This is a genomic window from Mesotoga sp. UBA5557 (assembly GCF_002425715.1).
GTDB lineage: Bacteria > Thermotogota > Thermotogae > Petrotogales > Kosmotogaceae > Mesotoga.
Window position 1 is genome coordinate 1 of the sequence record NZ_DIMV01000037.1, and the last position, 25867, is coordinate 25867.

33 protein-coding genes are annotated in these 25867 nt (G+C 44.9%); 17 read left to right on the forward strand and 16 right to left on the reverse strand.

All coding sequences use genetic code 11. The annotated features are described in order from the left end of the window. The first annotated feature begins 612 nt into the window (after positions 1 to 612). Genes B3157_RS04095 through B3157_RS04105 form a run of 3 tightly spaced genes read left to right on the forward strand, consistent with a single transcriptional unit; the run spans position 613 to position 3394 of the window. The gene (locus B3157_RS04095) at positions 613 to 1680 is read left to right on the forward strand and encodes an ArsR/SmtB family transcription factor (RefSeq protein ID WP_292589050.1); all 1068 of its coding nucleotides are present in this window, start codon (positions 613 to 615) and stop codon (positions 1678 to 1680) included. Next, the gene (locus B3157_RS04100; RefSeq protein ID WP_214060267.1) at positions 1680 to 2747 is read left to right on the forward strand and encodes an ArsR/SmtB family transcription factor; all 1068 of its coding nucleotides are present in this window, start codon (positions 1680 to 1682) and stop codon (positions 2745 to 2747) included. The genes B3157_RS04095 and B3157_RS04100 overlap by 1 nt, the downstream gene beginning before the upstream one ends. Further along, on the forward strand, positions 2744 to 3394 hold the full coding sequence (locus tag B3157_RS04105) for an HAD family hydrolase (RefSeq protein ID WP_214060266.1): 651 nt from the start codon (positions 2744 to 2746) through the stop codon (positions 3392 to 3394). The genes B3157_RS04100 and B3157_RS04105 overlap by 4 nt, the downstream gene beginning before the upstream one ends. Here B3157_RS04105 and B3157_RS04110 read toward each other — a convergent pair. From B3157_RS04110 to B3157_RS04125, 4 genes are all read right to left on the reverse strand, one after another. Continuing rightward, positions 3391 to 4044 (reverse strand): Crp/Fnr family transcriptional regulator, encoded by a 654-nt coding sequence (locus tag B3157_RS04110; protein ID WP_214060265.1) that lies wholly within the window; start codon positions 4042 to 4044, stop codon positions 3391 to 3393. The genes B3157_RS04105 and B3157_RS04110 overlap by 4 nt on opposite strands. Beyond that, positions 4045 to 4782 (reverse strand): GNAT family N-acetyltransferase, encoded by a 738-nt coding sequence (locus tag B3157_RS04115; RefSeq protein WP_102819045.1) that lies wholly within the window; start codon positions 4780 to 4782, stop codon positions 4045 to 4047. A 299-nt stretch (positions 4783 to 5081) separates the two neighbouring features. Next, positions 5082 to 5225, reverse strand: a complete 144-nt coding sequence (locus B3157_RS04120) for a hypothetical protein (protein ID WP_292589054.1) — start codon at positions 5223 to 5225, stop codon at positions 5082 to 5084. A 47-nt stretch (positions 5226 to 5272) separates the two neighbouring features. Further along, the gene (locus tag B3157_RS04125; RefSeq protein WP_292589085.1) at positions 5273 to 5548 is read right to left on the reverse strand and encodes a flavodoxin domain-containing protein; all 276 of its coding nucleotides are present in this window, start codon (positions 5546 to 5548) and stop codon (positions 5273 to 5275) included. Positions 5549 to 5837: 289 nt separating this feature from the next. On the opposite strand from B3157_RS04125, the gene B3157_RS04130 reads away from it, so the two are divergent. Beyond that, positions 5838 to 7568, forward strand: a complete 1731-nt coding sequence (locus B3157_RS04130) for an ABC transporter ATP-binding protein (protein ID WP_214060264.1) — start codon at positions 5838 to 5840, stop codon at positions 7566 to 7568. Here B3157_RS04130 and B3157_RS04135 read toward each other — a convergent pair. Next, positions 7550 to 7864 carry a hypothetical protein gene (locus B3157_RS04135; RefSeq protein ID WP_214060263.1) on the reverse strand — a complete coding sequence of 105 codons (315 nt, stop codon included), beginning with the start codon at positions 7862 to 7864 and terminating at the stop codon, positions 7550 to 7552. The genes B3157_RS04130 and B3157_RS04135 overlap by 19 nt on opposite strands. Positions 7865 to 7958: 94 nt before the next feature. On the opposite strand from B3157_RS04135, the gene B3157_RS04140 reads away from it, so the two are divergent. The 3 genes from B3157_RS04140 (at position 7959) to B3157_RS04150 (ending at position 10721) form a co-directional block, all read left to right on the forward strand. Beyond that, on the forward strand, positions 7959 to 9035 hold the full coding sequence (locus tag B3157_RS04140; RefSeq protein ID WP_102819047.1) for a HesA/MoeB/ThiF family protein: 1077 nt from the start codon (positions 7959 to 7961) through the stop codon (positions 9033 to 9035). A gap of 5 nt (positions 9036 to 9040) precedes the next feature. Then, positions 9041 to 9229 (forward strand): hypothetical protein, encoded by a 189-nt coding sequence (locus tag B3157_RS04145; RefSeq protein ID WP_099829614.1) that lies wholly within the window; start codon positions 9041 to 9043, stop codon positions 9227 to 9229. 154 nt (positions 9230 to 9383) lie between these two features. After that, a complete protein-coding gene (locus tag B3157_RS04150) occupies positions 9384 to 10721 on the forward strand; it encodes a cyclic 2,3-diphosphoglycerate synthase (RefSeq protein ID WP_214060262.1) in 1338 nt (445 codons plus the stop codon). Between the two features lie 188 nt (positions 10722 to 10909). Here B3157_RS04150 and B3157_RS04155 read toward each other — a convergent pair whose 3' ends face one another. Further along, entirely contained in the window at positions 10910 to 11239 is a 330-nt protein-coding gene (locus tag B3157_RS04155) for a GyrI-like domain-containing protein (RefSeq protein ID WP_099829616.1), read from the reverse strand. A gap of 72 nt (positions 11240 to 11311) precedes the next feature. Beyond that, positions 11312 to 11656 (reverse strand): helix-turn-helix domain-containing protein, encoded by a 345-nt coding sequence (locus B3157_RS04160; RefSeq protein ID WP_099829617.1) that lies wholly within the window; start codon positions 11654 to 11656, stop codon positions 11312 to 11314. 54 nt (positions 11657 to 11710) lie between these two features. Here B3157_RS04160 and B3157_RS04165 point away from each other — a divergent pair, with 54 nt between their 5' ends. Further along, positions 11711 to 11905: a hypothetical protein gene (locus B3157_RS04165; RefSeq protein WP_214060261.1), complete on the forward strand. Its 195-nt coding sequence runs from the start codon at positions 11711 to 11713 to the stop codon at positions 11903 to 11905. Between the two features lie 64 nt (positions 11906 to 11969). On the opposite strand, the gene B3157_RS12855 is transcribed toward B3157_RS04165, so the two are convergent. From B3157_RS12855 to B3157_RS04190, 6 genes are all read right to left on the reverse strand, one after another. After that, a complete protein-coding gene (locus tag B3157_RS12855) occupies positions 11970 to 12293 on the reverse strand; it encodes a DUF4332 domain-containing protein (RefSeq protein ID WP_214060260.1) in 324 nt (107 codons plus the stop codon). A 308-nt stretch (positions 12294 to 12601) separates the two neighbouring features. Continuing rightward, positions 12602 to 13528 (reverse strand): 1-phosphofructokinase family hexose kinase, encoded by a 927-nt coding sequence (locus tag B3157_RS04170; protein WP_099829620.1) that lies wholly within the window; start codon positions 13526 to 13528, stop codon positions 12602 to 12604. A 10-nt stretch (positions 13529 to 13538) separates the two neighbouring features. Further along, the gene (locus B3157_RS04175; protein WP_214060259.1) at positions 13539 to 14225 is read right to left on the reverse strand and encodes an RsmE family RNA methyltransferase; all 687 of its coding nucleotides are present in this window, start codon (positions 14223 to 14225) and stop codon (positions 13539 to 13541) included. After that, complete coding sequence (gene serS / locus B3157_RS04180) at positions 14226 to 15494, reverse strand: serine--tRNA ligase (protein WP_099829622.1); 1269 nt, start codon at positions 15492 to 15494, stop codon at positions 14226 to 14228. Positions 15495 to 15509: 15 nt separating this feature from the next. Next, positions 15510 to 16175: an LptA/OstA family protein gene (locus B3157_RS04185; protein ID WP_099829623.1), complete on the reverse strand. Its 666-nt coding sequence runs from the start codon at positions 16173 to 16175 to the stop codon at positions 15510 to 15512. Between the two features lie 16 nt (positions 16176 to 16191). Continuing rightward, a complete protein-coding gene (locus tag B3157_RS04190) occupies positions 16192 to 16650 on the reverse strand; it encodes a MarR family winged helix-turn-helix transcriptional regulator (RefSeq protein ID WP_099829624.1) in 459 nt (152 codons plus the stop codon). 175 nt (positions 16651 to 16825) lie between these two features. Between B3157_RS04190 and B3157_RS04195 the strand changes: the two genes are divergently transcribed. From B3157_RS04195 to prmC, 5 genes are read left to right on the forward strand one after another with little or no spacing between them, the layout of a single operon-like run. Beyond that, on the forward strand, positions 16826 to 17530 hold the full coding sequence (locus B3157_RS04195) for a ribonuclease HII (protein WP_243392286.1): 705 nt from the start codon (positions 16826 to 16828) through the stop codon (positions 17528 to 17530). Then, the gene (gene mazG, locus B3157_RS04200) at positions 17527 to 18312 is read left to right on the forward strand and encodes a nucleoside triphosphate pyrophosphohydrolase (protein ID WP_214060874.1); all 786 of its coding nucleotides are present in this window, start codon (positions 17527 to 17529) and stop codon (positions 18310 to 18312) included. The genes B3157_RS04195 and mazG overlap by 4 nt, the downstream gene beginning before the upstream one ends. Next, positions 18309 to 19331: a SurA N-terminal domain-containing protein gene (locus B3157_RS04205; RefSeq protein ID WP_292589067.1), complete on the forward strand. Its 1023-nt coding sequence runs from the start codon at positions 18309 to 18311 to the stop codon at positions 19329 to 19331. The genes mazG and B3157_RS04205 overlap by 4 nt, the downstream gene beginning before the upstream one ends. Before the next feature lies 1 nt (position 19332). After that, a complete protein-coding gene (locus B3157_RS04210) occupies positions 19333 to 19635 on the forward strand; it encodes a metal-sulfur cluster assembly factor (protein WP_099829627.1) in 303 nt (100 codons plus the stop codon). Then, on the forward strand, positions 19632 to 20465 hold the full coding sequence (gene prmC / locus B3157_RS04215) for a peptide chain release factor N(5)-glutamine methyltransferase (protein ID WP_214060873.1): 834 nt from the start codon (positions 19632 to 19634) through the stop codon (positions 20463 to 20465). The genes B3157_RS04210 and prmC overlap by 4 nt, the downstream gene beginning before the upstream one ends. On the opposite strand, the gene B3157_RS04220 is transcribed toward prmC, so the two are convergent. Together B3157_RS04220 and B3157_RS04225 are read right to left on the reverse strand one after the other, a co-directional pair. After that, the gene (locus B3157_RS04220; protein WP_214060872.1) at positions 20440 to 21195 is read right to left on the reverse strand and encodes an SIR2 family NAD-dependent protein deacylase; all 756 of its coding nucleotides are present in this window, start codon (positions 21193 to 21195) and stop codon (positions 20440 to 20442) included. The genes prmC and B3157_RS04220 overlap by 26 nt on opposite strands. Continuing rightward, positions 21188 to 21781: a DUF4897 domain-containing protein gene (locus B3157_RS04225; RefSeq protein ID WP_214060871.1), complete on the reverse strand. Its 594-nt coding sequence runs from the start codon at positions 21779 to 21781 to the stop codon at positions 21188 to 21190. Before B3157_RS04225 ends, B3157_RS04220 begins: the two co-directional genes overlap by 8 nt. A gap of 144 nt (positions 21782 to 21925) precedes the next feature. Here B3157_RS04225 and trpS point away from each other — a divergent pair, with 144 nt between their 5' ends. From trpS to B3157_RS04245, 4 genes are read left to right on the forward strand one after another with little or no spacing between them, the layout of a single operon-like run. Next, the gene (trpS, locus tag B3157_RS04230; RefSeq protein WP_099829630.1) at positions 21926 to 22909 is read left to right on the forward strand and encodes a tryptophan--tRNA ligase; all 984 of its coding nucleotides are present in this window, start codon (positions 21926 to 21928) and stop codon (positions 22907 to 22909) included. A gap of 2 nt (positions 22910 to 22911) precedes the next feature. After that, complete coding sequence (locus B3157_RS04235) at positions 22912 to 23601, forward strand: segregation and condensation protein A (RefSeq protein ID WP_214078783.1); 690 nt, start codon at positions 22912 to 22914, stop codon at positions 23599 to 23601. Further along, complete coding sequence (scpB, locus tag B3157_RS04240; RefSeq protein WP_099829632.1) at positions 23601 to 24245, forward strand: SMC-Scp complex subunit ScpB; 645 nt, start codon at positions 23601 to 23603, stop codon at positions 24243 to 24245. The genes B3157_RS04235 and scpB overlap by 1 nt, the downstream gene beginning before the upstream one ends. Next, positions 24211 to 24885 (forward strand): pseudouridine synthase, encoded by a 675-nt coding sequence (locus B3157_RS04245; protein ID WP_292589075.1) that lies wholly within the window; start codon positions 24211 to 24213, stop codon positions 24883 to 24885. The genes scpB and B3157_RS04245 overlap by 35 nt, the downstream gene beginning before the upstream one ends. Before the next feature lie 28 nt (positions 24886 to 24913). Here B3157_RS04245 and B3157_RS04250 read toward each other — a convergent pair whose 3' ends face one another. After that, positions 24914 to 25864 carry a glycoside hydrolase family 130 protein gene (locus B3157_RS04250; RefSeq protein WP_102819064.1) on the reverse strand — a complete coding sequence of 317 codons (951 nt, stop codon included), beginning with the start codon at positions 25862 to 25864 and terminating at the stop codon, positions 24914 to 24916. Positions 25865 to 25867 lie beyond the last annotated feature (3 nt).

A 25867-nucleotide genomic window follows, 5' to 3' on the forward strand; every position in this document is an offset into this window, starting at 1 on the left:
CTTGTCCTCTCTCTTCTCGGAGGACGGAGGATCGTTGACGGCCAACGTGGTTTTATCAGCGACCAAGGTCTCTTTGCTTTTGATAGTAGGAGGTCCTTCCCCTACTTTGAAAGGAATGAAAAAAGGGCCTCTGCTGAGACCCGAAGTCATCTTTCTTTCCGTGGGGGAAAAGGGGGGTTGCTTGTATGTCGCGATTCTACTGGTAAATTCTTCAGAACGCCAGGAAATTACCGTGTTTTGCAGAAGCCGATCTTGCCTTGTCAATTTCTTTCTGAATGTCTTTTCGTATTCTCTTTGGTTCTCTCTTCATATCGACTCCTCCTTTTCGTTGCGTTCGATTCATCTCTTACATTTTGATCTTAGCATTGGGTTTGATAATTGTCAAACCTTAAATGTTAACGAACAATGAATTTCTAACTATATGTCGTTTAAGGACCTTATATTCTCTGATCGTTGAATGGTAGGGATCATAAGCATGAATAGATTCGTGTTGGAGCGAGTTCTGCAAAGCCTAAGAGCTATGTCTAGTCAGAACAGAGAGATCAGTTCTAAATTACTCTAACTGTATCTGTGCTATAATTCAAGACAAGTCGAACTTGAGAGGTGTATTCCTTGAAAATCATTCCGGGATACGTTGAACTTGTAGAGATTTTAATGGCGTGTGGGTTTGCTGATAGAAAGAGTTACTTCGATGCGCTCTCGCAAGACCTGGGGTTTGATTTCGAACCAGGAAGAGAACTTGCCGAATTTCTTGATAGAGTTAGAAGTAATGATAACTGGTCGATAAGAGTGGCTGTTGAGGTCTTCTCCGAAATAAAGGACAGTGTCATATTCTTCTGTGATTTTCCAAAGGAGCCCGGAGGCGAGCTTCTTATTGAAGAGGCCATAGAGAGCCTGGGAAAAAGTTTTGAAGAAAAGGCAAGGTGTGTGGTTGACAGCATCTTGTTGAACAATCTAAATCTCTCTCAAGAGGACGTGAAGAAGACGCTAGACGGTGACTTGAGCATCGTTTCGGAGGCCGTTGACAAGGCAGAAGACCTTTCTGAGAACACGACTTGGTTCATCACTCAACTGATCAAGTTTCCCAAACAGTCTAAGGAGATTCTAATCTTTGCTCTGAGAGAACTTAAGAAGCACTATGAAGAATCAGGGCTCAGAAAGAAGAATCGTGACAAGATTGCTGAAAGGCTAAGACTATTCAGAGCCGAAGAGTACGAGGAAGTTGCGGAGGATTTCCTGAAATTCTACGGTATAAGGCCCAGGGAAGATTTGCCTCTTCACCTTTTATTTCAGAACACTCTCAAGTATTCGGGCCTCAAGTTCGCCAGCGCCTGCGATATCCAACTCATAGTTTTCAGTGAGCACCTGAAACAGATTGAAGAGATCATGAATCCTGTGGTAACCGACAACACTCTCAGATTATTTCTTAGAAATCTTTCCGATCAGACAAAGATGCAGATTCTTAAGGCGATATCCGACGAGCCGAAATACGTAGATGAGCTTGCGAGAATTGTGGGTTTGTCGAAGGCGACCGTTTCCTACCACCTTTCTACATTGGGTGAGCTGGCTCTTGTCACGAGTCGTAAGGATCACAGAAGGGTGTACTTTTCACTTAATAAAGAGCGTCTCGAGAAGATACTTAAGAGATTGGAAACGCTGTACGAAGAGGGTGAAGAGTAATGGAATTGATTACAGGATACTTCGAGATATACGATCTGACGATGGCCATTCAATTCTCGCTCAACACTGGTCCGGTTGAGAAGGTGCTTAAGACACTCGGAGTTGATTATGAGCCATCAACGCAGCTGATGGAATTCAGAGGGGATTTGTTGAGAGACACAGAATGGTCAACAAGGATGTATATTACCTTCATGAATGAATTAGGTGTGATGGCTCCCATACTCTTTCCAATTAGGCAGAAGCTGCAGGACGGAATGTTCGTAACAATAGAGGAAAGCCTAAACATAGCTGAGGAAGGCGTAAAGCTGATAAGAGATCGATTCATTCGTGTCTTTGCCGAAAGAAGACTGAAGATTTCACACGATGAACTTAATCGTATGATCCATGAGAACCCTCAGAAGGTCTCGCAGGCTATAGAGGCAATCGGCGGAATAAGTGCTGACACAGTATGGTTCATAAACCAGCTGCTTTTCTTCCCGAAGACCGCAATGGATTTCCTCTCTTCCAATACGCTGAAAATCCTGAATTACTATGAGCGCAGTGGATTGAGGGAGCTTAACATGAGGCTTGTAAAAGGGTACGTGGAGAACAGTTCTCCTCAGAGGATTAGAGATGCATTCTCGAACTATCTAGACTATTATGGCATAACGCTGGACGAGTCCAAACCCTTGTATATAACACTTCAGAACTCTGTGCCCCACACAAACTCCGGTGTAATGACTTATCCGACGTTCCACCTCCTTATAATGGGTCTTGAAGAAGTTACTGAAGATTTCTCGGGCAGAATACCTAAAGAGGTAAGGTTGAGGAGTCTTCTGAAAGTCTTGTCAGATGAAACCCGTTTCAAGATCTTGAAGAAGTTGAATAACGAGCCCGCCCTGCAGAGAGATTTAGTTGAGTTCACTGGACTTGCAAAGTCGACTATCTCCTATCACATTGGTCTTCTTTTCAAGTCATCGTTGATAGATGTGGACCCATTTAACAGCGTCATCTACGTAAGAAAAGAGACCATAAGTAGGGCAGCTGCAGATATTAGAAATCTGTTGAACATAAGGGAGAAAAGATGATTAGAGCGGTAGTATTCGATATGGACGGGGTCATTATCGATTCGGAAAAAGTCTATAGAAAGGCATGTACGGAACTGGTAACCGAGCTGGGCGGTAAGATAAGTGTTGAGTTGTTTGAAAAGCAGATGGGTCTGAAGATGACAGAGACCCAGAAGGTCGTTGTAGAAACGGCGGGACTAGATATGAAACCTGAGGACTTTGGCAGAAGATACATGGAAAGGTACATGAAGCTTGCAAGGGAGACTCTAGAACCAAATCCCGGGTTGATCGACCTTCTCGCTTACCTGTCGGAAAAGGTTAAGCTGGCCATAGCTTCATCTACAGAGAGGGCCGCCATTGAGGAACTTATGAGAAAGATTAACGTACTCGATTACTTCGAGGTAGTTGTGGGTGGTGATGAAGTTCATGAATCTAAACCCTCACCTATTATCTATCTCAGAGCTGCGGAGCTTCTTGGAGTCAAGCCTGAAGAGTGTGTTGTTGTTGAAGACTCGCCAAATGGAATAAGAAGTGGCGTTAGAGCTGGAATGGAAGTGCTGGGTGTTAGAAATGAAGAGAATGCCCATCTAGATTTGTCTTTCTCGAAAGATGTTTTCGAAGATCTTTACAAAGTAAAAGAGTATCTCGAAAAACTTCTTGAGAGTTAGTCGAAAAGCAAGTTTTCCAGGCGCTTGAGATTCCTTATCTCCACTGTGTTTCTATCAGGCATGGAAATGATCCCGTCTCTTTCAAGTTCCGAGAAGTTTCTGGACACCACCTCTCTCGTTGATCCTATTAGACTGGCCAGAGTCTTCTTTGTGCAGGGAAGCTTCAAAGTTTGGGAGTCCTTTTCAAGAGATAATTCAAGCAGATAACTGGCGATCTTTTTCTTCACAGTGGATAGTGAAAGAATCTCGATTATGCTTGACAGATTCAAGATCTTCTCGGAAATGCTTCTGAGATAAGTGAGAAGAAAGCGCTGATTCTTGAAAGCATACAGAAGCACTTTCTTGGGGATGTTGAGAATCTCCGAATCCACCTCTGAAACCACATAAGAAGCATACCTTCTTCCTGCAAAAACCAACGCCTCGCCGAACATCTGCCCCTTTTCCAGACGGTTCATAATCTGTTCCTGGCCTGAAGGCAAAAACTTCGATATTCGGAGTTTGCCTTCGAGAACAAGACTTAGCGAATCGCACCGATCATCGGGAGTGTACAAGACCTGGTTGCTTGAAGAGTGCATCCTTCGAGAGCCAACAAGTATTTTTTCTATTTCGCCGGAGGTCAAATCGCTGAAAAGGTCTATGCTTTGCAGCATCTACTTATCAACCCTGTACCAGTACTCGTATTCCATCTTAAACCCGACTCTTGAATAGAGTCTTATCGCATTTATGTTAGGTTTGTCTACTTGAAGATAGGCGATTCTAGCGCCCCTTTTCTTTCCGAGTTCCAGCAGTTTCTCGGTTATCTGTATTCCATAACCCTTTCGCCTTTCAGTTTCGAGGACAGCTATTCCGAATAATCCTATATGGTCTCCTTCAATGACTGCCAAACCACAACCAACATCGTTCCCCTCCTTCTTGAGTAGCACGAAGAAGCTCTCGGATATTACCATCGAAAGAAGTTTCTTTGCCCAAGACTTATTACCCCGTGCTCTCTTGTTAAGTGAGAAAAAGATGTCGAGCCATCTTTCTTCCGGTGTTGGGAAGATATCGAGATCGGAGATATCTAACCTTTTGCTGTCCAAGGTCTTAGTCATGACGAGAGCCCTGTCTATCTCTTGAAAGCCCATCTCTTCAAGGGTTTTGTCAAGGAAGACCGGCTTAGACTCCTGTGTCAATTTGAACATTGGAGGCAGATCCCTGGAACGGTAAAATGATCTGACCTCTTCGATCTTATGAGAAAGAGATTCGTGAGAATCATATAGTGGATATACTGAGTTTGACCTGTTTGTGTATCCGCCGGCGTATCTCATTATCCATCCATCCCTCAACCTGCTGTAGGCGGCGGGCCAGGAGTTCAACGTAATCTCTTCAAGCTTTCTGATCCTTGACATAGTACCTCCAATCTCACCAATTTCAGCTAAATTTTACGTCATAACTGACTAGCCATTTATTGTTAACATGAGTGCGGTAAATCACTGGTTTCTTGATGAGCTGCTGCCTCTGACATGATACGTTATGACCTATGCAGAAGGCAACTCCACTAAGGAAATTCCAGGCTGATGGGATCGAAAGAAACTCGACACAAATATCCCTCAATTGTTGATTTCTGAAGCAAATCTTAGCCAATTCATTTACTGATTCATCCAACAGATTCACGGTGAGCTGATCTTATGCGGCAAATCGCTTAGTCTCAAGTGCTTTCTGCCAGATATTCTCGAACACTCTCGACAATTGGTTCGATCGCCTTTCTTTTTGTGAAATCGACGGCCGTTTCATACGCAGCAAGCATCCCTTTTTCATCGTCGGAAAATTCTTGTCCGTGCCTCTTCTTCATCTTAAGCTTTAATCTCAAGAGAGACATGAGGATTTTGTCTTTGATATTCAGTTTATTGAAGTCAAAGCCCCCCTTAGGTAATGAAATTCTGCATGGCATATCATTTCAGGAGTTAAGTTCTTGAGCTTAATCTCTTCTAATACTTCTGGTCTTGCCGGTGATGCTCCTACCGAGAAGAGAACTACCTTCTTATTTCTTAAGGTTTCGAAGTTCTCATTTATCACATTTATACCAATAAGCTCGCTCGCATAGAGAGAGCCGCCGAAGACAACACATTCGTAACTATGAAACTTCTTGGCATCGAAACTATCTGCAGCGAACAGATCTGCCTACAGTTCTTCTGCAATCCACGTCGCATACTTTTCCGAGCTACCATACCGGCTCTTGGATAAAAACAGCTACTCTTGGCACAAGATTTCCCTCCTGTTTTTCTTAACTCTCCTTCTCATTCTAACAGCAAAGGTAGCGATCTAGTCTTGCCAAGAGAGTTCAGAAGAACTATCTAAAAGGGCCATTCAAGTTCAACTATTCAGAAGATTCCTTTCAACCTTGTTATCTAGATCTTTCTAATGTAGAATTGAGACGCTTACCTTACTACATAGGAGGCCTACAATGATTCGAAAGTTCATAGCCTATTATCGGCCACATTTGAGGCTTTTCATACTTGACATGGCCTGTGCTTTTATGATCGCTGGAATAGATCTGGTGTTCCCTAGATTCACCACATTAGCGCTTGACAACTATATACCATCAGGGAATATGAGAGGTATAGTGATCATCTCAGTGATTATGGCGATGCTGTTCATATTGAGGGCCGTCTTCAACTACATTGTCAACTACTGGGGTCATGTTGTGGGAGTAAGAATGGAATACAACATGAGAAAGGATATCTTCTCCCATCTCCAGACTCTTTCTTTTAGTTATTTTGACAAGGTAAGAACAGGAAAGATAATGTCGCGAATCGTCAATGACCTGAGAGAGATAACTGAACTCGCTCATCACGGGCCTGAAGATCTTTTCATTTCGGTCGTCACTCTGGTCGGAGCTTTCGTCATTCTCATGCAGAATGACTGGAGGCTCACTCTTGTGGTCTTTGCTTACATACCTTTCATGATTTGGTACGGAATCAAGAAGAGGCAGAAGATGGCAAGGGCATTCAGACTCGTGAGGAAGAAGATTGCCAATGTGAATGCTCAACTGGAAAACAGTATTTCGGGAATAAGGGTTGCACAATCGTTCACCAACGAGGAATTCGAAAAGAACAAGTTCGATCTTGGGAATCAGGAGTTCAAAGAGTCGAGACAGTTTGCATTCAAATCAATGGCTGAGATGACAACCGGTATCGACCTGATGATGAACATGCTCAAGGTCACCGTGCTCGCTCTTGGAGGTTATTTGACTTACTCAGGCGAGATAACGATTGGTGCGTTTGTCGCCTATTTTCTATATGTAGACCTCTTCTTGCAGCCTATAAGAAGACTTATGCAGTTCGCTCAGCAATATGAAGACGGTATGTCTGGATTTGAAAGGTTTGTAGAGATAATGGAGACAAAATCCAGTATCACCGATTCTCCTGACGCTATTGAACTGACAGATGTCAGGGGAGATGTAAGAGTAGAGGGGGTATCTTTCGCATACGACGGCGGAGAAAACGTTCTGAAGGATATCAACCTTCATATTCCAGCAGGAGAAATGGTGGCTCTTGTCGGCCCTTCTGGGGGAGGGAAGACAACGTTATGTCATCTGATACCGAGGTTCTATGATGTCAATAGCGGAAAGATCACTATAGACGGAATAGATATAAGAAATGTGACTCTGCATTCCTTAAGAAGCCATATAGGGATAGTTCAGCAAGATGTTTTCCTTTTTGCAGGAAGCATTCGTGACAATATCGCGTATGGCAAGGGCGACGCTACAGACGAAGAGATAGTTGAAGCGGCTAAGAGAGCAAATATCCATGACTTCATTCTGAGCCTGGAAAATGGGTACGATTCGTATGTCGGCGAAAGAGGCGTAATGCTTTCAGGTGGTCAGAAACAGAGAATTTCAATTGCCAGGGTATTTCTCAAGAATCCTCCGCTTCTGATACTGGATGAGGCTACCTCTGCTCTTGACAATGAAACGGAACTCAAGATACAAGAGTCTCTGGAAGCCTTATCAAAAGGCCGTACCACACTGGTAATTGCTCACAGGCTTTCAACGATAAAGAATGCAGACGAGATAGTTGTCATTACAAGTGACGGAATAATTGAGAGAGGCTCTCATGACGAGCTTCTCGAGAAGGGTGGGCACTACGCGAGACTCTACAGGGCTCAATTCAAGGGTTACATCCCCGACATGTGATTGCTTCTTTCTATGTAAACGTATCTGTCAGGTAAGCTGAGGACAGTTGTGATGAACTCCTCGAGGATGCTCTTGGGAATACTCCTGAAAGAGTTTCCAAAGTAGGTTTCTTCAAGATGTTGCTCAACTTTCTGCCAGTAATCGGGATCTAAGGAGGCTGGCTCGGAAGGCCTTGATGACGATGAGGGCTTGAATTTACCTTCAGAAAGCGATTCGTGCAGCTGGAGTTTTTCAACCGTCTCCCAGTTATCCGAGTATCTTGTTGGGAAGAGACAACTCCTTACTCTGTATCTCATACTTTCACCCCCTTGAAGATTATGACTCTCAATCTGGACATTAAGGTTTATTTGTTATACTTAAAGCTAGCCGGAGTTCTTTGGAGGGATGCTTATGGACATAGAGAGAGGTTTTCTTTTCAAATGGTATGAGCGTCAGTTACTTGTAGAAGGAGTGACTAAGCCTTTGCTTCTTCGACTTGCCGGGGAGACATTCGGTGGACTATCAAGTGAGATAGAAGAACGAATAGCTGAATTGTTGATAAGGAGCGGCCTATCCGGGATTACTGGAGACTTTCCCAGGCAGAAAATCCTTCCCTTCTACTCTCCGTTGATCTACAGGCAGAAAGCTACAATAGAATTCATTGACGGGGACGAGATAAGCATTGAAGAAGATGAAGGGAAGAAGATTGTTGCTTTTCCTCACACTCTACCGTTAATATACGCTCCGGTGATCGCCGCAAATGTATTCTTCCAGTTGATGAGTGACGCGTCGAGCGAAGCCCCCGTAAAAGAACTCCCAGTAAGTCTTGACAGGTTAATTAGAAAGGGCAGAGTGATGGTTATTGGAGCAGGTGGATTAGGGTGTCCCCTAATAAAGACCTTGCTTGATAGCGGGGTTGATGATGTTTGCATTGTTGAGCCCGGTGAAGTGAAGCTTAACAATTTGCACCGACAAATTTTGTACGATTATGGAGATATAGGTCTTTCAAAAGCAAGTGTTATTGAGCGAAAGATTTCACAGTATTACAGTGGAGTAAGCGCAAAAGTTTATCGGAAGCAGTTTGATCCGGAGCTAATTAGATCTGAAAGACCGGATATTGTTGTCAGCTGTGTTGACAACTATGATGCCAGGTATCTGATAAACGATTCGTGCTATCGAAATGGAGTCCCTTTCGTCGATTCTGGAGTCGAAGGCTTCAGCGGCTATGCTATGTTTAGGGATAGAGAATCGCCATGCTACAGGTGTTTCATGGGCGACAACAGAAAGGATACCGCTGCTCCCAAAGGAATACTGCCGTTTGCCAGCTACTTCGGCGGATTGCTTGAAGCAGCAATCGTGATAAGCTACCTCAACAAAAGACCTTATGAAGGTGAAGTCTTCTCTTTCGATCTGAAGAGAAACCGATTCGAGGAAATATCGGTTGAGCGCAGGGAAGACTGCCCGATCTGTTCTAAAGCGAAGAGGTGACTCTCTTGGAAGTTGTATACGGAGACAGGAAGTGGGATTTCGACAGAGATTTGACATATGGAGAACTTTTAGAGGAGACTCGACTCGGGAGAGTCTCAGTTCTGGTTATGGTGAATGGCCGTCTGGTAAGGCAGGGAGAGTTGATTCCGGCCAAGTCAAGAGTTCTCATAATCAATGCTGCCAACGGCGGATAAACTGGCGCATACTTACGCATACTTGCGTATAAGATCAGTTGGAGCGATTTATTAAGCTCTATCGGTTTGTGGGAGAATTGAGTTTTTTTGTACATTGGCTCTTTTGAATGTAGAATTTTGATGGATAGTTTAAATAAAAACGGAGGTGTAGAAATTGGAAAAGAAAAGGGTTTTGATTCTCGGCGCCGCAGGACGCGATTTTCACAACTTCAATACTTATTATCGGGATAATGACGAATTCGAAGTTGTAGCCTTCACGGCAACGCAGATTCCCGGTATCGATGGAAAGAAGTATCCTGCGGAACTCGCAGGCAGGCTCTATGCTAACGGCATCCCGATATTGCCAGAAGATGACTATGGAAAGTTGATTGACGAGCACAAGATCGATCAGGTAGTGCTTGCATACAGCGACCTTCCGAATCAATATGTTATGGAGAGGGCGGCAATAGCCAATGCTCACGGAGCAGACTTCGTACTTCTTGGTCCGAGCAAGACGATGGTCAAATCCTCGAAACCGGTAATCTCTATCTGCGCAGTTAGAACAGGTTGTGGCAAGAGCCAGACAACGAGAAGGGTCCTAGACATTCTGAGGGCAAAGGGAAAGAAAGTTGTATCGATAAGACATCCCATGCCATATGGAGACCTTGTGAAGCAGAAGGTTCAAAGATTCGCCGATTATTCGGATCTCGACAAACACGAATGCACGATAGAAGAAAGAGAAGAATATGAGCCTCACATAGACCGTAAAGCAGTTATCTACGCAGGCGTTGACTACGAGGCGATCCTCAGAGAAGCAGAAAAAGAAGATGTAGACGTAATTATCTGGGATGGCGGAAACAACGACTTTTCCTTCTACAAGACAGATCTATTTATCACTGTAGTTGACCCTCACAGAGCCGGTCACGAGACTACATATTACCCCGGCTTCACAAATCTGATGATGGCCGATGTAATCGTTATCAACAAGGAAGAAACCGCTTCTCCGGAGGACATCGATACCGTCAGACAGAATATTGCGAAACACAACCCCGATGCAATCGTTGTCGATGGTGCTTCACCGATCACAGTAGAGGGGGGCAAGGCATCTGAAATAAAGGGCAAGAGAGTACTGGTTGTTGAGGACGGACCGACTCTAACCCATGGTGGAATGAGATATGGGGCCGGCTGGGTAGCTGCCAAGAAATTCGGTGCTGGAGAGATAGTCGATCCAAGACCGTATGCAGTTGGATCACTCATTGCGACTTACGAGAAGTACAATCACTTGGATCAAATCCTTCCGGCCATGGGATATGGCGAAAAGCAGATGAAGGAGCTTGAGGAGACCATTAACAAGGCAGACGTTGATCTCGTCATAATTGGAACCCCGATAGACTTGAGAAGAGTCATCGACATAAAGAAACCGGCAGTTAGGATAGGCTACGAGCTTCAGGAAATTGGGAAGCCCGATTTGGAGGACATAATCGAGGAATTCCTCAAGAAGCATAATATCTGACGTCTAAGAAAGAGGGGGACTGGTATTCCAGTCCCCCTCTTTCTTGTTTATTGTTTCTTCTTGAAAGGTATATAGATATCGAACTCCGAGTCTTCTTCTCCCGTGAATCTCCCATCATATAGCTCAAACTCATTCAGTCCGACAGGTTCATACTCGGAGTTCTGAAACACTTGCCGTATATGTACTCGTTAAGTATCCTGTAGTGAGTCGAGCTTTCCCTTGTGGGTAAAGGCAGCGTAAGTTGCCTCGGGTATCTCGGCCCCCACCATTCCCACCGGTATCTTGTCCAGGCTTGAAACTTCTGCGGAAGCAATGTAGTCGAACTTACCGTCAACGAAATCCTCTTCCCTGGTGCACATTATTCCGTAGTGCTCCTGTGAAGGTATAACATTCTCGATCTCTGAGTATCTCTCCATGAAATCACGCCAGAGCTTCGGACAATTATTCGCCGGATCGTTTCCCCAATACTTGAGGCCTACTACCTTGAATGCTTCTTTGTGAACGATTTTCGGTTCCATTCTTATCCCTCCCTCAAGACTCAAAATGTCTCTCCTGTGAAGTCTCTTCTTCTGGGTAACGGCGAAGTGAAGTTAGAGTCTTCGATACTTTCCCGGGGTAATAAAATACTTGCTTCTGAATGCTCTGGTGAAGGATTCTTGGGAATCATATCCGAACTGAAGAGCAATTTCGAGTATTGGCATTGAAGTTGTTGCTAGCCTATCAGCCGCTTCGCTAAGCCTTCTACCCTTGAGATACTGTCCGATGGTTTCGCCAACTGTATGGAGGAAGATTCGCTGAAGATGAACAGGCGAGTAGAATGTCTTTGCACAGAGATCGCTGATAGTAACTTGAGCTGACAGACTCTCTTCAATGTAATCTATAACAGAATTGACGCAATCGACGTAATCTTCCTTCAATACGGTATCCTTAACCATCCCTTCACCTCCTCCGTGTATGCAAGATTATACATTAGCGAAGGGAGTGGCTTTTTGATAGGAATTATCATGATCCAAATAGAAACCTGGAGACTTGGTTATCAACTTGGTGGAGTCAAATGGTTCAATGAAGAAATGGAAAATCAGTATAAGACGAGTCTTCCAATTGCTCTGGCAGCTTCGATAGTGCTGCTAACTTCCTTCGGTAGAGGCGGAATTCCTTCAAAGCCAGTCTTCTCAACGAAATAAATCAGCATTAGCCTCAGTTGTTCCGATTCCCAAGAAGAGAGATTGTCAAGTGTACCCACACTGTTTATATTCTGCAGCAAACACCCACACCTGCCTCATAGTACAGTCTTGCCCGTACGCCTTTCATCCCTTTCAACCGCGAGAGATCTGAAAGTTTCAAGTTTTCTATTATCTTGTGAATTTCGATGCCTGTCCGTTGAGATAGGCTTTCCCTAAGTTCTGGAGTAAATGCAGCTTCGATCATCTGGTCAGTTCGGATGATCCCTGCCTGTGCGAGTTTGTCAATAACCTGTCTGTCGTGCCCCAGGAAACTATCAAGTCCTTTCCGGTCCGAAGATACTTCTTTCTCACGAAGCTCGGAAGCACGTGCAGCGAGTGAAGGTTGCAAGAGAAAACAGAAATAGAGCGCTATACTCCTCAGAAGTTTCTTCGGAAAGCTTCTCTCTTCCGCAAAGACTCTGCTGAAATACAGAATATCTTCTGTTTCTGTCTCTTCGATTGTTTTGCTTTTCGAATCAAGGAGGAACCTTTCAAAGAAGATTCTACTAGACCATCAATAACACTTGATTTCTTGCCCTTTCTTTTGAGGAAAACCGAGAAATTTTCTTTATTACATCGATCGCCCTTCTCATTATGAAGGAGACACGGAACCTTCAAGAAGCAGGCAGAAACGTTGATGGTACGCGCTGAAAGTCATCATAGCCTTTTTACTTCGATTCTTGGCAGGAGTTCAATAACATCGTTGTACTTGCAGAGTTCAGTACCCGGAGTCATAACAGCCGCAGAACTAGCAGCTCCAGCCATTTTCAACGCAACCTCTGCTGTTTCTCCCAGCTCTCTGGACATGCAGTAGGCGGCAAGGAATGAGTCGCCGGCGCCAACTGCGCTCTTTACAGGAACTTCAGGAACGTTTATTCTATAGAGGCTGCCGCTCAGAAGTGCAAGAGCTCCCTTTCCACCCATAGTAAGAAGAACTTCCTCGATCGAGTACTTTTCAGAAACTTCCTGAACTGCCCTTCTGAGGTCGGACTCTCCTTTCAAGTCTCGTTTCAGCAACCTCTGAAGTTCGTGTGTATTCGGCTTTATTCCTTTGGGACCAGCCTTAACTCCTTCAGAAAAAGGTTCTTTATCGGAATCAATATAGACGTTGACACCAATACCCCTCATTCTTGAACACAGCTGCCTGTAAATATCGTTGCTGACTCCTTCTGGAACACTTCCGCATAATAGCAGATAGTCATCCTTTCTAAGCAGAATATCGACCGTCTTGAACAGCTTGTCTACTTCTCTGTTGGAGATAACAGGTCCCGGAAGACTCAACCTGTACTGTCCTTTTTTCGTTTCAATGAGTATGTTCGTTCTCGTCTCCTTATCACTTCTTACCGTTGCATAAACAACACCTTCTTCATCCAGCATTTCCTCTACTATCTTTCCGGTGTGTCCACCAAGAAAGGCAATTGATACAGAGTGACCACCCAGTTCGTTTACTACTCGAGACACATCTACTCCCTTTCCGGCGGGGTAATCCTTCACTCTCTCTACCCTTACGGTATCGTCTTCTGTAAGTCTTTCTGTGTAGAGAAATCTATCCAGCGCTGCATTCAATGTCAGTGAAAAGATCATCATCTTCCTCCTATATTCTGCCAAGAAAGTAATTGATAATACTTAGAATGACAATAACACCTGTCTCCACTCTAAGCGTTCTACTACCGAGAGAGATAGAAGTGCAATGATCGGTCAACTGCGCAATCTCCTTCTGAGTAAAACCTCCTTCAGGTCCAACAATCACTCTTAGATTACGTTCCTCAGCAAGATCTTTTTGCATCTCCCTAATTGCTCTTCCTCCAAAGTCAAGAAGCAGATTACGCGATCCTTCCAAGGCGAAACTCTTCAGAACAGATACTTCGGGAACACGAGGGTTCACACTCTGTTTTGCGGCCTCTTTGGCTACGGTCAGGAGCTTTGCGGTCTTGCTTTCGTCTAGTCTCGAGACTGACCTCACACTGTTGAAGACTTCTATTCTATCGACTCCGAGTTCAGTAGCTTTCTCAATAAGAATGCGAAGCCGTGGCCACTTCGTTGATGCCACGGCTATAGTTACTCTTTTTTTATCTCGTTCTATGTATTCTCGTTCGATTATCTTTCCAGAACTACTCGACTTTCCCAGCTCTTTAAGAACGAATCTGTAGATAGTTCCCCTTCCGTCGATACCTATCAGTTCATCTCCCGGATTAGCCCTCATCACCTTAAGGTGCTTCGTTTCATCGCTGTCAAGAGTGACCGTGTTACCTTCTGCCAATACAAAGTAAGCATTCGGCAATTAACCGATAACCTCCTGTCCCATATACGGCACGAGCACTTTGGGAACAACGATTTTTCCGTCCTCTCTCTGGTAGTTCTCCACTATTGCAACCAGAGTTCTTCCAACTGCAAGTCCCGAACCGTTCAGGCAATGCACGAACCTCAGTTTGTTATCGTCGTCTCTGAATCTGATGTTTGCCCTTCTCGGCTGGAAGTCTTCAACATTTGAACAGGAAGAGATCTCTCTATATGTATTGTATGAAGGCAACCAAACTTCAAGATCGTATGTCTTGGCTGATGCAAATCCGATATCTCCGGTGCAGAGAGATACAACTCTGTAAGGGAGTTCAAGCTTCTTCAAAACGTCCTCGGCATCGGCAGTGAGACTCTCCAGCGCATCATAGGACTTGTCGGGATGAGTGAACCAGACGAGCTCCACCTTGTCAAACTGATGGACCCTTATCATTCCTCTTACGTCCTTTCCATAAGATCCGGCTTCTCTTCTGAAGCAGGCGCTGTAGGCAGTGTACTTCTTTGGAAGATCGCTATCTATTATTTCATCCATGTGTTGTGCCACCAGCGGCACTTCGGCCGTCGGTATCATGAACATATCATCGGGATCTATCCTGTAAGCCTCGTCTTCGAACTTGGGAAGCTGACCTGTTGCCTGCATTGTCTCCCTCTTCACCATGAAAGGAAGGGCAACTTCTTCGTATCCCTTCGAGTGGTGGAGGTCTAGCATGAAATTCGCAATTGACCTCTCAAGCCTTGCGAGATCTCCCCTAAGAATAGTGAATCTCGCTCCAGAAATCTTGGCAGCCCTTTCGAAGTCAATCAGTCCTGTGTCCGGACCATAATCCCAGTGAGCTTTGATTTCGAAATCAACTTTTCTCGGTTCACCCCAGAATCTGAGAACTACATTGTCTTCCTCGCCCTTTCCTACAGGGGTCGTGCTTGAGGGGATGTTCGGAAGATACAGGAGTTTCTCTCTAAGCTCTTCGTCAATTTGAGAAGTTCGGTTGTCCAGGTCCTTGACTTCAGACGAAATCTCCTTTGCCCTTTCCATCAGAGAAGCAGCAAGACTCTGGTCTTTACTGGCCTTGGCGCGGGCAATTTCCGAGGATATACTGTTTCTTTCGGCCTTCTTTTGCTCCACAATTTGAAGAGCCTCTCGTCTCCTTGACTCAAGATTCACAATTTCGTCCAGTAGTTCGGAGCTCATACACCTCTGTTCAAGGCCCTTTCTAACAATCTCCGGATTCTCTCGAATCAACCTTACATCAATCATTGTCTCTTCCTCCTGCTAGAAAACAAGCTCTATCTCCACACTCTTTCCTTCGAATGAATCGTCATTTGTATCGTAAATCAGTTCACTGGCCCAGATCTTCCTACTATTCTTGAAGTCATCTACGAAAACGCTTCCTTTAAGGTTCAGGAGTCCCGTATCTCCAAAGTATTCGAAGTAAAGGGTATCAACGTTGAGGTCGCCCTTGTAATCGATGAAGATAAGTTCGGGAGTTGCCTCTTCGGTCTCCTTCGCGAAACCCTCGTAATATTCGCTCTTTTGATCGAAGTTGAGAATCTCTGTCCGATAAATGTTTATGTTTTTTCCATCTTCTTCCTTTGAGTAGATCATCGCTTCAACATTTCCGACAAGTATGCCGGTTGACTTATCAAGGTTGTAATCAAGGGAAGAGGCGGTTGCCTCACCGGTCTGAAACTTGACGAATGTCTCCCCTTCAGTCACAAAGCTTTCCCAGTCAGTTGTGCCTTTCGTGGCCGTTGCAAGAGGAGTCTCTACGTAAATGTCTCCATCCTTATTTATCGACACGTTACCTATAAAAGTAAAGACATCTTTTCGGAGCGACCCCAGAACAGTATCCCCTTTAATTCTCACGGTGCTTGCAAAGATTGTTGCTGCAAGGGAAACGAGAATTAGTCCAGTTATAATAATACTCTTTCTCTTCATGAATACCTCCAGACGATTATTCGTTTGCTTTCTTAGAGTCCATTATCTCTATAAGATTCTTGACGATTACCTCGAGAGCCTTTACCTGATCGGACTTTATTTCAGTCATTACCGATTTCAGGTACTCTACTCTTCTATCGATAACGTTCTCTATAAGTGTTCTTCCAGAATCGGAAATGTCGATTATGAATGATCTCCTATCTTTGTCGGAACGTCTTCGTTCTACCAAATCAGCATCAATAAGCCTTTTCACAAGACCTGTTGTTGTGCTCTTGGTTATTCCAAGCCAGCGACTGATGTCACTCATCCTCTTTTCTCCATTGAAGAAAAGGACCTGCAGGACATCGAACTGGGCCGGAGTGATCGGGAAGTCCCTCAGAACCTTTCTTCCTTCCCTTCTAATCCTCGTAGAAATCGTTCTCAGGTTTTTCTCCAGAACTGCTGCATCTTCCTTTTCGATTTCATTTCCGGACATCACTACACCTCCAAACCCTTTGTATTGGTTGAAAGAAACCGTTACTACTCAAGAGATTATATCATCATCTTAACCAGGGTTATGACTGATTCTAGCGTTGGTGGCGTTCATTCACGGTTATACTTGCATAATAACGGTGACTGAAGGCCGCCGAATGGTGATGTATAATCTCAGTATGAAATCAGCTGAAAGAGAGCTCGCCGATTTGACAAGGTTCGATGTCTCATATAGAGAGGATTACATAACAGTTGCCGGAGTTGACGAAGCGGGAAGAGGTCCTCTGTCAGGTCCGGTTGTAGCCGCCGCAGTCATTACGCTCGAACCTGTGGACGGTGTCTATGATTCCAAGGCTCTATGCAGAAAAGAAAGAGAGTATCTATACGATAGAGTGATGGAGGCTTCTATAGTTGGTATTGGGGTCTCGTCGCCTGAGGAGATTGACTTGTTGAACATTCTTGCTGCAACAAGGCTTGCAATGAATAGGGCTCTGAACAATTTATCCGAAAGGCCCAATTACGTTCTGGTTGATGGAAAGTCGCTTAATCTAGATGTTAAGGGAGAGTGCATAGTCGGAGGAGATAGAAGGAGCGCATCGATAGCCAGTGCCTCGATTGTAGCAAAGGTGTTCAGAGATAGAATTATGGATTCTTTGGACATTCTGTATCCTGAATATGGCTATCGAAGTCATAAGGGTTATGGCACAGAAAAACATCTGCAGGCTCTGAGAAAATACGGACCAACAACGTGGCACAGATTGACATTCAGGCCGATAAGAGAGCTGATCACAAAGGAATTGGCAACGCATTGGTCAAATGAAGAGGGAGTTGGCAGAGCAAGGCTTTTTAGAGCGGGCATGGTTGAGATGGAGGCAAAGAATTGAGAGACGAGTTTGAGGAAAGCGAATGGGTAAGACTAATCGAAACAATGAAGAAGTTGAGATCTCCCGGAGGCTGTGAATGGGATATAGAACAGACTCATAGGTCCTTGAAACCGTACCTGATAGAAGAGGCTTATGAGGTTCTCGATGCTATAGACAAAGGGAATGACAATGAGTTGGCAGAAGAGCTTGGCGACGTTCTCCTTCAGATAGTCTTCCACGCTCAGATTGCTGCCGAAAGAGGGGCGTTTTCTATAACGGATATTGTCAGTATGTTGACTGAAAAGCTTATCAGAAGGCATCCCCACGTCTTTTCCGATTCGAAAGGCTACTCCTATCGCCAATGGGAAGAGATCAAAGCGAAGGAAAAGGGAGGAAATGAGTCTCCCGCTTCTTCAATAGGCAAGGTCAACAAAGCGCTGCCAGCACTTAGTTTGGCCCGCAGGGTTCAGGAAAATGCATCGGTTGTTGGATTTGATTGGGAAGATATGAATGGTCCGCGCGACAAACTGAATGAAGAGATTGAAGAGCTGGACTGTGCTATAAAGGAAAGAGATAAAAAGAAGATTGAAGAGGAAATCGGTGACCTTCTCTTTACAGTTGCTAATTTATCGAGATTTCTCGAGGTTGATCCTGAATCAGCTTTGAGAAGATCGACAGAGAAATTCGTGAACCGTTTTCACGAGATGGAGAGTCATATTGAGAGATACGGTCTGGATATTGAAAGCATGACCATAGATGAGCTTAATCACCTGTGGGAAAAAGCGAAGGAGGGTACAAATTGAAGAAGCTGCTGATCGCTGCCCTGATTATTATGTTACTCACTGTAGCAACATTCGCGCAAACGGAGGATTTATCCGGGAGTGGGATAGCCGCCAGGGTAAATGGCGAGATTATCACCATGGACGCTTTTCTTTCTAAAGTTCTGCCTAACTACACTGAAATATCAAAAAGAATCGAAGAAGTAGATCCTCTGTTTTCTGAGATGCTTCTGAATACGGAAGCCGGTCAGAAGTTGCTTGAAGAATATGAAAGGAATTCTCTGGAGGCGTTGATTGAAGAGACTCTTCTTATTCAGTACGCGAGAGAAGCTGGGATTGAGGCCAACTCAGAAGCATTGAAGAGCGTTGTGAATAAGTCTATTATGGATACGCTGGCAGAATTGGAGATCGAGAAGTCCGATGCAGATCTCTTCTACATACTTAGGGGATACATCGACGGATTGAGTTCCTATGAGGCGAAAGTTGTCCGGGATCTTGCATACAGAGAGGTTCTTAATGCTCTCTATGAAGCAGTCACCATGAATGCTACGGTTACAGAAGAGGAGATTGAGCAGTATTACATGGCCAATTCGTCCAAGTATGCTGTGGAGGAAGAGAGAGCGAACATGAAGGTACTCCTGTTCGATTCATTCTCCGAAGCCTATTCTGTATGGAAGGCCGCGTCGAGAGATGCAAATCCAGCTTCCGTTCTCGACACTTTTCCCGAAGTTGTTACCGGAAGCTTCACGAGGCAGGAAATTGAAAGTCTCAATCCGGAACTGGTTAAGTCCCTCTTCAAGCCAACGGACGGCGAATTGCTTTCTTCTGTTGTAACTCTTGACAACAGATACGCGGTTATCTATCTTCAGTCATACTCTCCTGCAGGTTCGCAGGGTGTTGAAGATGTGAGGGAAGAGATCGAGAAGAACCTGATCGAAGAGAAAAAGGACTTGTTATGGAGAGTCTGGAAAGAACAAGAATTTAAGCCTTTCAAAGAAAGTGCCATAGTAGAAAGATACTATGAAGCAGATGGAGGAGAATGAATTGAGTGTCATAAAGGAAGATGTAATGAAAGCTCTTGAAGAAGTCTATGATCTCGAAATTGGCTTCGATATAGTTTCTCTTGGACTAGTTTACGGCGTGAATATTCAGGATGGGAAAGATGTGAGAATCAAGATGACGTTGACGACGCCGATGTGTCCCCTTGCCGGACTGATGACGGAAGACGCAAGAAGAAAGGTCAGCGAGATCGAGGGAATTGGGGACGTTAAGATTGAGCTTACCTTTGACCCACCATGGACGCCTGAGATGGCAAGTGATGACGTCAGAAAGATTCTTGGAATGTGAAATCAAGGGAGCTAATTGAGATATCAATAAAGAGGCTCAGTGAAGCGGGAATCGACAATTCCCGCTTTATTGTGTTCTTACTTTCGAAGGAAATCCTATCGCTGACTGAAGTCGATCTGCTTCTTGATACTAAAAGAGAAATCGAATCTTCTCTGACCGTTGAGTTTTTTTCGGCAGTGAAAAGAGTTGCCAAAGGAGAGCCAATAGACTACGTGCTTGGCTACAAAGATTTTTTTGGAATTAGACTAGAGCTTTCCCCTTGTGTGCTCATTCCCCGCAGCGAAACTGAAGAGTTGGTTGAGATCGTTATTGAGGAAGAAAAAGACTCTAAAGTCTTTGCCGATATCGGAACGGGAAGTGGAGCGATAGCCTGCGCTCTTGCGCGAAGTCTTCCCTCAGCTACTGTATTCGCGACCGACATCTCAACGGAGGCAATCGCTCTTGCGGAGCAGAATGCCAGAAATAACGGGATATCTAACGTGAAATTCATTGACGGAGACAATCTCAACGGACTCGGAGAATACCTGAACTCTGTCGAGGTTTTGGTTTCCAACCCGCCTTATATAAGAACAACAGATATCGATTTGCTCGATGTCAGCATAAAAAATCACGAACCGTTGACTGCCCTTGACGGCGGTAAGGATGGACTTGACTTCTACAGGGAGTTTTTCAGGAACCTCCCGCGTGGAAAGAGGGTATATCTGGAAATTTCTCAGTACGAGACGGACGGTCTTCGCAAACTCTTTTCGGAGATCGAAGGTTACTCTTGCGAGTTCAGAAAGGACTTATCAGGGAACTACCGATTCATGATTCTGCTTCCAATAGGCTGATGACTTCTTTAGAAAACCCTTCAAGTTCGACCCTAAAAATATGGTCGGCCAGATAATCGAGACCAGTCTCATCTCTATTCACGATTGCCACTCTGGCGCCAGATGATTTCGCAATTACCGGAAACTGAGCCGCAGGATAAACCATGAGCGAAGAACCTAATGCGAGAAACAGATCTGCAGCAAGCGCAGCATCTTCAGAGCTTCTGATAGCCTTCTCGGGAAGCATCTCGCCAAAGAAGACGATTCTTGGCTTTATTAGGCCTCCACAGCTGCATTTCGGAACATCAGCGCTTTCCAGAATGAGCTCCATCTCCGACCTATCAAACTTCCTGCTGCATTGAAGACAATCAAACAGGGAGACTGTTCCGTGCAACTCGACGACATCTCTTGCTCCAGCTTTTTGCAGGAGACCGTCGATATTCTGGGTGATGATTGTTTGAATCAATCCCATCTCTTGCAGTCTCGCTAGAAGTATGTGGGTGGCATTTGGTACTGTGTCAGCCATGGTGTGTATTCTCTCTCTTGCTACTTTGTAGTAACCAGCAGGGTCTTTCATAAAGGAACTGAGTTCGAAAATCTCTGGAGAGACTTTGCTGTATAGGCCCCCGGGACTTCTAAAATCTGGAATACCACTGGCAACAGAAACGCCGGCACCGGTTAGTACTGAGGTATTGGTAGATTCTTTTAGAAGAGAAAGGAACGACTTGGCTTCTTGACTGACTTCACTCACCTCTTGCAAACTGAATCTTTGGAAAGTTCGTCTTGCCAGTGTCTGCCCATATATATACATTTCCGTCTGCTACAACTGTTGGTGTGGGATTGACTTCGATAATCGTTGCGCCTGGCGGAATTGAGATAGTAAGTGAATAGGCTTCCCCTGTAAGATCGAACTCCATATCTCCCATATCAGTGTTTACTACTCCTTCTTCAACGGCAGCAAAGCCCGAAATAACGGCATGCTCAATTACTCTTACTCTGTTAGAACCGAGAACCGTTGCGGTCGACTGAAAGTCCTCTACATACATAGCCCGGTTGAAGCTCTCTGCAAACTGGGTCATTGACTCCTGGAAGTCTGCGAACTGTTCTTGCTGAGGTTTATCGTATTGCTCGAGAAACTGTGTCATCTGATTTGGTTTATTGAAGATGATCTCGGTTTCAATATCCAAGGTGGCTCGACCTTCGTAGTCATATGAATAGTTGCTGGTGGATGACAGAGTGTCAATATCAAGTCTGTTGTTAAATGCCATAAACATGTTGACTGCAGTCATCCCAACCATAACAACAACGAGTATGATGAGAAGGGTATTGAATTTCATATGTAACCTCCCGATTATTATTAGATTGGTCCTGAGAATATGATAACATCATTCTGTGCTAAAATACATTGTAGATACCTTTGCGATCGCAGTTGACGATCGATATTAGTTGTATATCGGGCTTTTCGGTTTGGAGGGATTTCAGTGCGAGTTCTCAGTGGCATGCGCTCGACCGGCAGACTTCATCTAGGGCATTTCGTAACTCTTGAGAAATGGAAAGAGCTGCAGGACCAGGGAAATGAATGCTTTTACTTCGTGGCTAACTGGCATGGCCTCACTTCCCATATAGATGAAAGTTCTAACTTCTATGACTGGAGTCTTGACATCGTCCGAACATACGTCTCAGTTGGTCTAGATCCCGAGAAATCAGTTCTCTTTGTTCAGTCTGCAATTAAGGAGCACGCGGAGCTGTTCCTGTATTTCTCTATGCTCGTGTCTGTTTCGAGATTGGAAAGGGTGCCGACTTTCAAGGATCAGAAGGAGCAGATCACAAACAAGGACCTTTCAAGTGGAGGGTTTTTGCTATACCCTGTTCTTCAGGCAGCGGATATTCTCATGTATCTGGCGACAGGAGTTCCGGTTGGTGAGGATCAGGTTTATCATGTTGAGCTTACAAGGGAAATTGCAAGAAGGTTCAACAATCAGTTTGGCGAAGTGTTCCCAGAGCCGGAACCGATTCTTGCTAAAGTGCCCAAGCTTCCGGGAACTGATGGCAGAAAGATGTCCAAGAGCTACGGGAACTACATTCTGATCGATACGGATGAGAAAGAGCTCTGGAAGATGATTGCTCCGATGATGACGGATCCGGCGAGAAAGAGAAGAACCGATCCGGGAGATCCGGAAAAATGTCCTGTATGGGATTATCATAAGGCTTTCACTTCCTCCGATGAAGAGAAGTCTTGGGTCGTTCAAGGATGCAAGACTGCAGGAATCGGCTGTTTGGAGTGTAAGAGACTCCTTCAGCAGAACCTGGTTGAAAGACTCTCCCCTGTTTGGGAGAGGCTGTCCTATCTGAAAGAAAACTGTGAGGAGCTTTCCGAGATAATCGAAGATGGAAATCGAAGAGCTGCAGAAGTGGCTAAGGAGACAATGAAGAGGGTTCTTGAAGCAACTAAGCTGGGGTGGTGAAGGTGGAACAGCTTGAACTGGTCTTCAGTTTCCCTGAATTCGAAGGACCGCTTGACTTGCTCGTGTATTTAGTCAGGAAACACCGGGTAGACATTCGTTCGATCCCCATCACAGTCATAGCAGACGAGTTCATTGCACACGTCAACAAGATGAAATCTCTGGATATGGTAGTGACTTCCGATTTCCTGGTGATGGCTTCAACTCTCATGGAGATGAAGTCCAAGGCTCTGCTCCCCAGAATGAGCAATAATGAAGCCGAAGTGTTTGAAAATCAGCAGAAAGAACTCTACAAAAGCGTAGAGGAGTATAGGGCCTTAAAGGACCTGTCAAAAGAATTCCGGGTAAAGCTCTACGATGCTTACAGCTATGAAAGGGCAACAGCCAAACCGGTAGTTGATCAGAAGAGGAAAGAGGATCTTCCGGACGAACTTACGGAAGCTTTCAAAGCCATTCTAAAGGAGACGGTATTAAGAGAAAGAGTATATACAATCGTTTCCGAGAGCATAAACGTTGAAGACCGAATGCTTCAGATAGAACAGCTCTATGAGACAATTGAGCTGTACAAGTTCCTTATGGATCTCGAAAGCAGATCGGAAGTAATTGTCTCCTTTCTTGCAGTGCTTGAACTCCTGAAGCTCAACAGGTACTATCTTGAAAGTGTAGAGCCTCTCGTTCTCAGAAGGAGGGTCTAGTGAACGAGGAATTGACAAAGAAGGCAATTATCGAAGCGCTGATCTTCTCTGCAAGAAGCGGCATTGAGCCGTCAAGAATCGCGTCGATTATCGGTATGAAGCTGAATCAGGTTATGTTACTGCTTGAAGAGCTAGAGGGAGAATACCAAGGACATGATCACGGTGTAATGATTAAGTCCGTTAACGGCAGGCTCAGATTCTATACCAAAGCATCGATTCAGTCATATGTAAGTCAAATATCGGTGAGACCTCTGGTGAGCATTACCGACACTCAGATGGAAGTTTTGGCGACTGTGGCTGTGAAGGGACCGCTAACAAGAAATGATGTTGAACTAATAAGAGGAAGGTCTTCTCAAGCCCAGCTTTTAGAGCTGTCTAAGATGGGACTTGTGGGCAAGAGGAAATCGAAGCTGCCGGGCAGACCTTACCTCTACAAAGTCAGTTCGCGCTTCTACGAATTGTTCCAGGTTGACGATCTCGCGGAGATTGTTCAGGGGTTGGCTATTGGCGGGGGGGAAGATAGTTTTGAGGCTTCACGAGATGATCTCACAGATAACGGGAATGTCGAGAAGGAAGTCGACTCAAGCGATCCTGGACGGGAGAGTGAAGGTGAACGGCAGGATCGAGACATACCCGAGACTTGATGTAATTCCGGAGTCTTCAGAAATTCTTCTTGACGGAAGTAAGCTAAGCTTTTCCATAGAAGAAAAAGTCGTATATTTGGTTAACAAACCTCTTGGTTATCTCAGCGCCATGAGCGATGATCGTGGAAGAAAGACGTTGGCTGATCTGATAAGTGAAAGGATTAAGGAGAGAGTATTTCACGTAGGCAGACTGGACCAAGACAGCTGCGGATTAATAATCATGACGAATGATGGTGATCTCGCTAATCTCGTTTCTCATCCTTCTTCAGAGATAGAGAAGACTTACGTCGTGGGAATAAAGGGAAGACTTACCGATCAGGATATCGAAGCTGTGAGGGCTGGTGTTACACTTGCCGATGGATTCAGAACAGCTCCGGCAAAGATAAGACTGGTCAGAAGTGATGAAGATCTGTCGAAGTATTCGATTACGATTCACGAAGGCCACAAACGAGAAATTAGGGAGATTCTTAGGGTATTCAACAAACAGGTTTCCACTCTTGTCAGAGTTGCTATAGGCACTCTTGGCATATCTCTTGTTCCAAATCCAGGTGACATAAAAAGGCTAAGCAAGAGGGAGATTGAATCGCTGAAGAAAGGGGCCCAGAAAAGGAGCCCCGGTAAGGACAACAAGAGATTGTAGATGTCTTCATTACCAAAGATTCACAGTCTCAGCTACTAAGATCAACAACGAACGCTCCAATGTAGGTGTCTGCTGCACCATAGTACAGAATCAGCTTTTCTTCATGAACTACGGCTCCTTCGATAAATATCACGTTTGGGACCTGCCCTTGTTTTTCCCAAATAAGTTCAGGTTCTGCGAGAAACCTGTCAGTCCTCATTATAAGTTTTCTGGGATTGCTTATATCAAATAGCGCAGCCCCCGGCCTGTAGATCGTGGAAAAGTCGGCGCTGTTGTATATGAGAAGAATCCCCTCTTCTGTTATAATGGGCGTCGGTCCCGGCTCTATCAGTCTGCTGTCGAAGTAACCCTGTCTTGGTTCCAATACGGGACGGGGAAATACCGTCCAATTTCTGAGGTCGGTGGAATAAGCGAGTTTTATAGAGGAATCTCCAAAGTACATGAAGTACTTCCCATCAATCTTGGCAGGGACGATTGCGCCTGACTTTGACCAGGTATCGTCTTTGAATACCGGGCCCAATTTCTCCCACTCTTCGAAGTCCTTTGAGACGGCTATGCACAGTCTCGCCTTCCCCCCATCATAACCCGTGTAGGTAAGTATATAGGTATCGTCTATCTTCACTATTCGAGGATCTTCGCAGCCTCCCGGGATCTCGTATGATTCCGTTGGCGAAATCAGAGGATCTGACCGCCTTGAGAACTCGAAGCCATCTGCCGATGTCGCCAGGCCAATCCTTGATGTGCCATTCCATCTACCTGTGCCGGCCCAGTCTTCCGATCTGTAGAGAAGATAGACAGTCGAGTCAATAACTATAGCTGCCGGATTGAATACGGCCTTGCTCTCCCACCCGACACCTTGAGGCATCACTATAGGAAGCTCAGATGCTCTTTCAATGTTATATAGCGATTCAAACTCTATCGAAATGGAAAATACCGATGAACATAGAGAGAGCAATACCACAAGCAGTAGTCTTCTCACATA

Coding starts and splice junctions, on each gene's coding strand:
- B3157_RS04100 (WP_214060267.1), top strand. CDS start 1,680: ATGGAATTGATTACAGGATACTTCGAGATATACGATCTGACGATGGCC.
- B3157_RS04105 (WP_214060266.1), top strand. CDS start 2,744: ATGATTAGAGCGGTAGTATTCGATATGGACGGGGTCATTATCGATTCG.
- B3157_RS04110 (WP_214060265.1), bottom strand. CDS start 4,044: ATGCTGCAAAGCATAGACCTTTTCAGCGATTTGACCTCCGGCGAAATA.
- B3157_RS04115 (WP_102819045.1), bottom strand. CDS start 4,782: ATGTCAAGGATCAGAAAGCTTGAAGAGATTACGTTGAACTCCTGGCCC.
- B3157_RS04120 (WP_292589054.1), bottom strand. CDS start 5,225: ATGAAGAAGAGGCACGGACAAGAATTTTCCGACGATGAAAAAGGGATG.
- B3157_RS04130 (WP_214060264.1), top strand. CDS start 5,838: ATGATTCGAAAGTTCATAGCCTATTATCGGCCACATTTGAGGCTTTTC.
- B3157_RS04135 (WP_214060263.1), bottom strand. CDS start 7,864: ATGAGATACAGAGTAAGGAGTTGTCTCTTCCCAACAAGATACTCGGAT.
- B3157_RS04140 (WP_102819047.1), top strand. CDS start 7,959: ATGGACATAGAGAGAGGTTTTCTTTTCAAATGGTATGAGCGTCAGTTA.
- B3157_RS04155 (WP_099829616.1), bottom strand. CDS start 11,239: ATGGAACCGAAAATCGTTCACAAAGAAGCATTCAAGGTAGTAGGCCTC.
- B3157_RS04160 (WP_099829617.1), bottom strand. CDS start 11,656: ATGGTTAAGGATACCGTATTGAAGGAAGATTACGTCGATTGCGTCAAT.
- B3157_RS04170 (WP_099829620.1), bottom strand. CDS start 13,528: ATGATCTTTTCACTGACATTGAATGCAGCGCTGGATAGATTTCTCTAC.
- serS (WP_099829622.1), bottom strand. CDS start 15,494: ATGATTGATGTAAGGTTGATTCGAGAGAATCCGGAGATTGTTAGAAAG.
- B3157_RS04185 (WP_099829623.1), bottom strand. CDS start 16,175: ATGAAGAGAAAGAGTATTATTATAACTGGACTAATTCTCGTTTCCCTT.
- B3157_RS04190 (WP_099829624.1), bottom strand. CDS start 16,650: ATGTCCGGAAATGAAATCGAAAAGGAAGATGCAGCAGTTCTGGAGAAA.
- B3157_RS04195 (WP_243392286.1), top strand. CDS start 16,826: ATGAAATCAGCTGAAAGAGAGCTCGCCGATTTGACAAGGTTCGATGTC.
- B3157_RS04225 (WP_214060871.1), bottom strand. CDS start 21,781: ATGAAATTCAATACCCTTCTCATCATACTCGTTGTTGTTATGGTTGGG.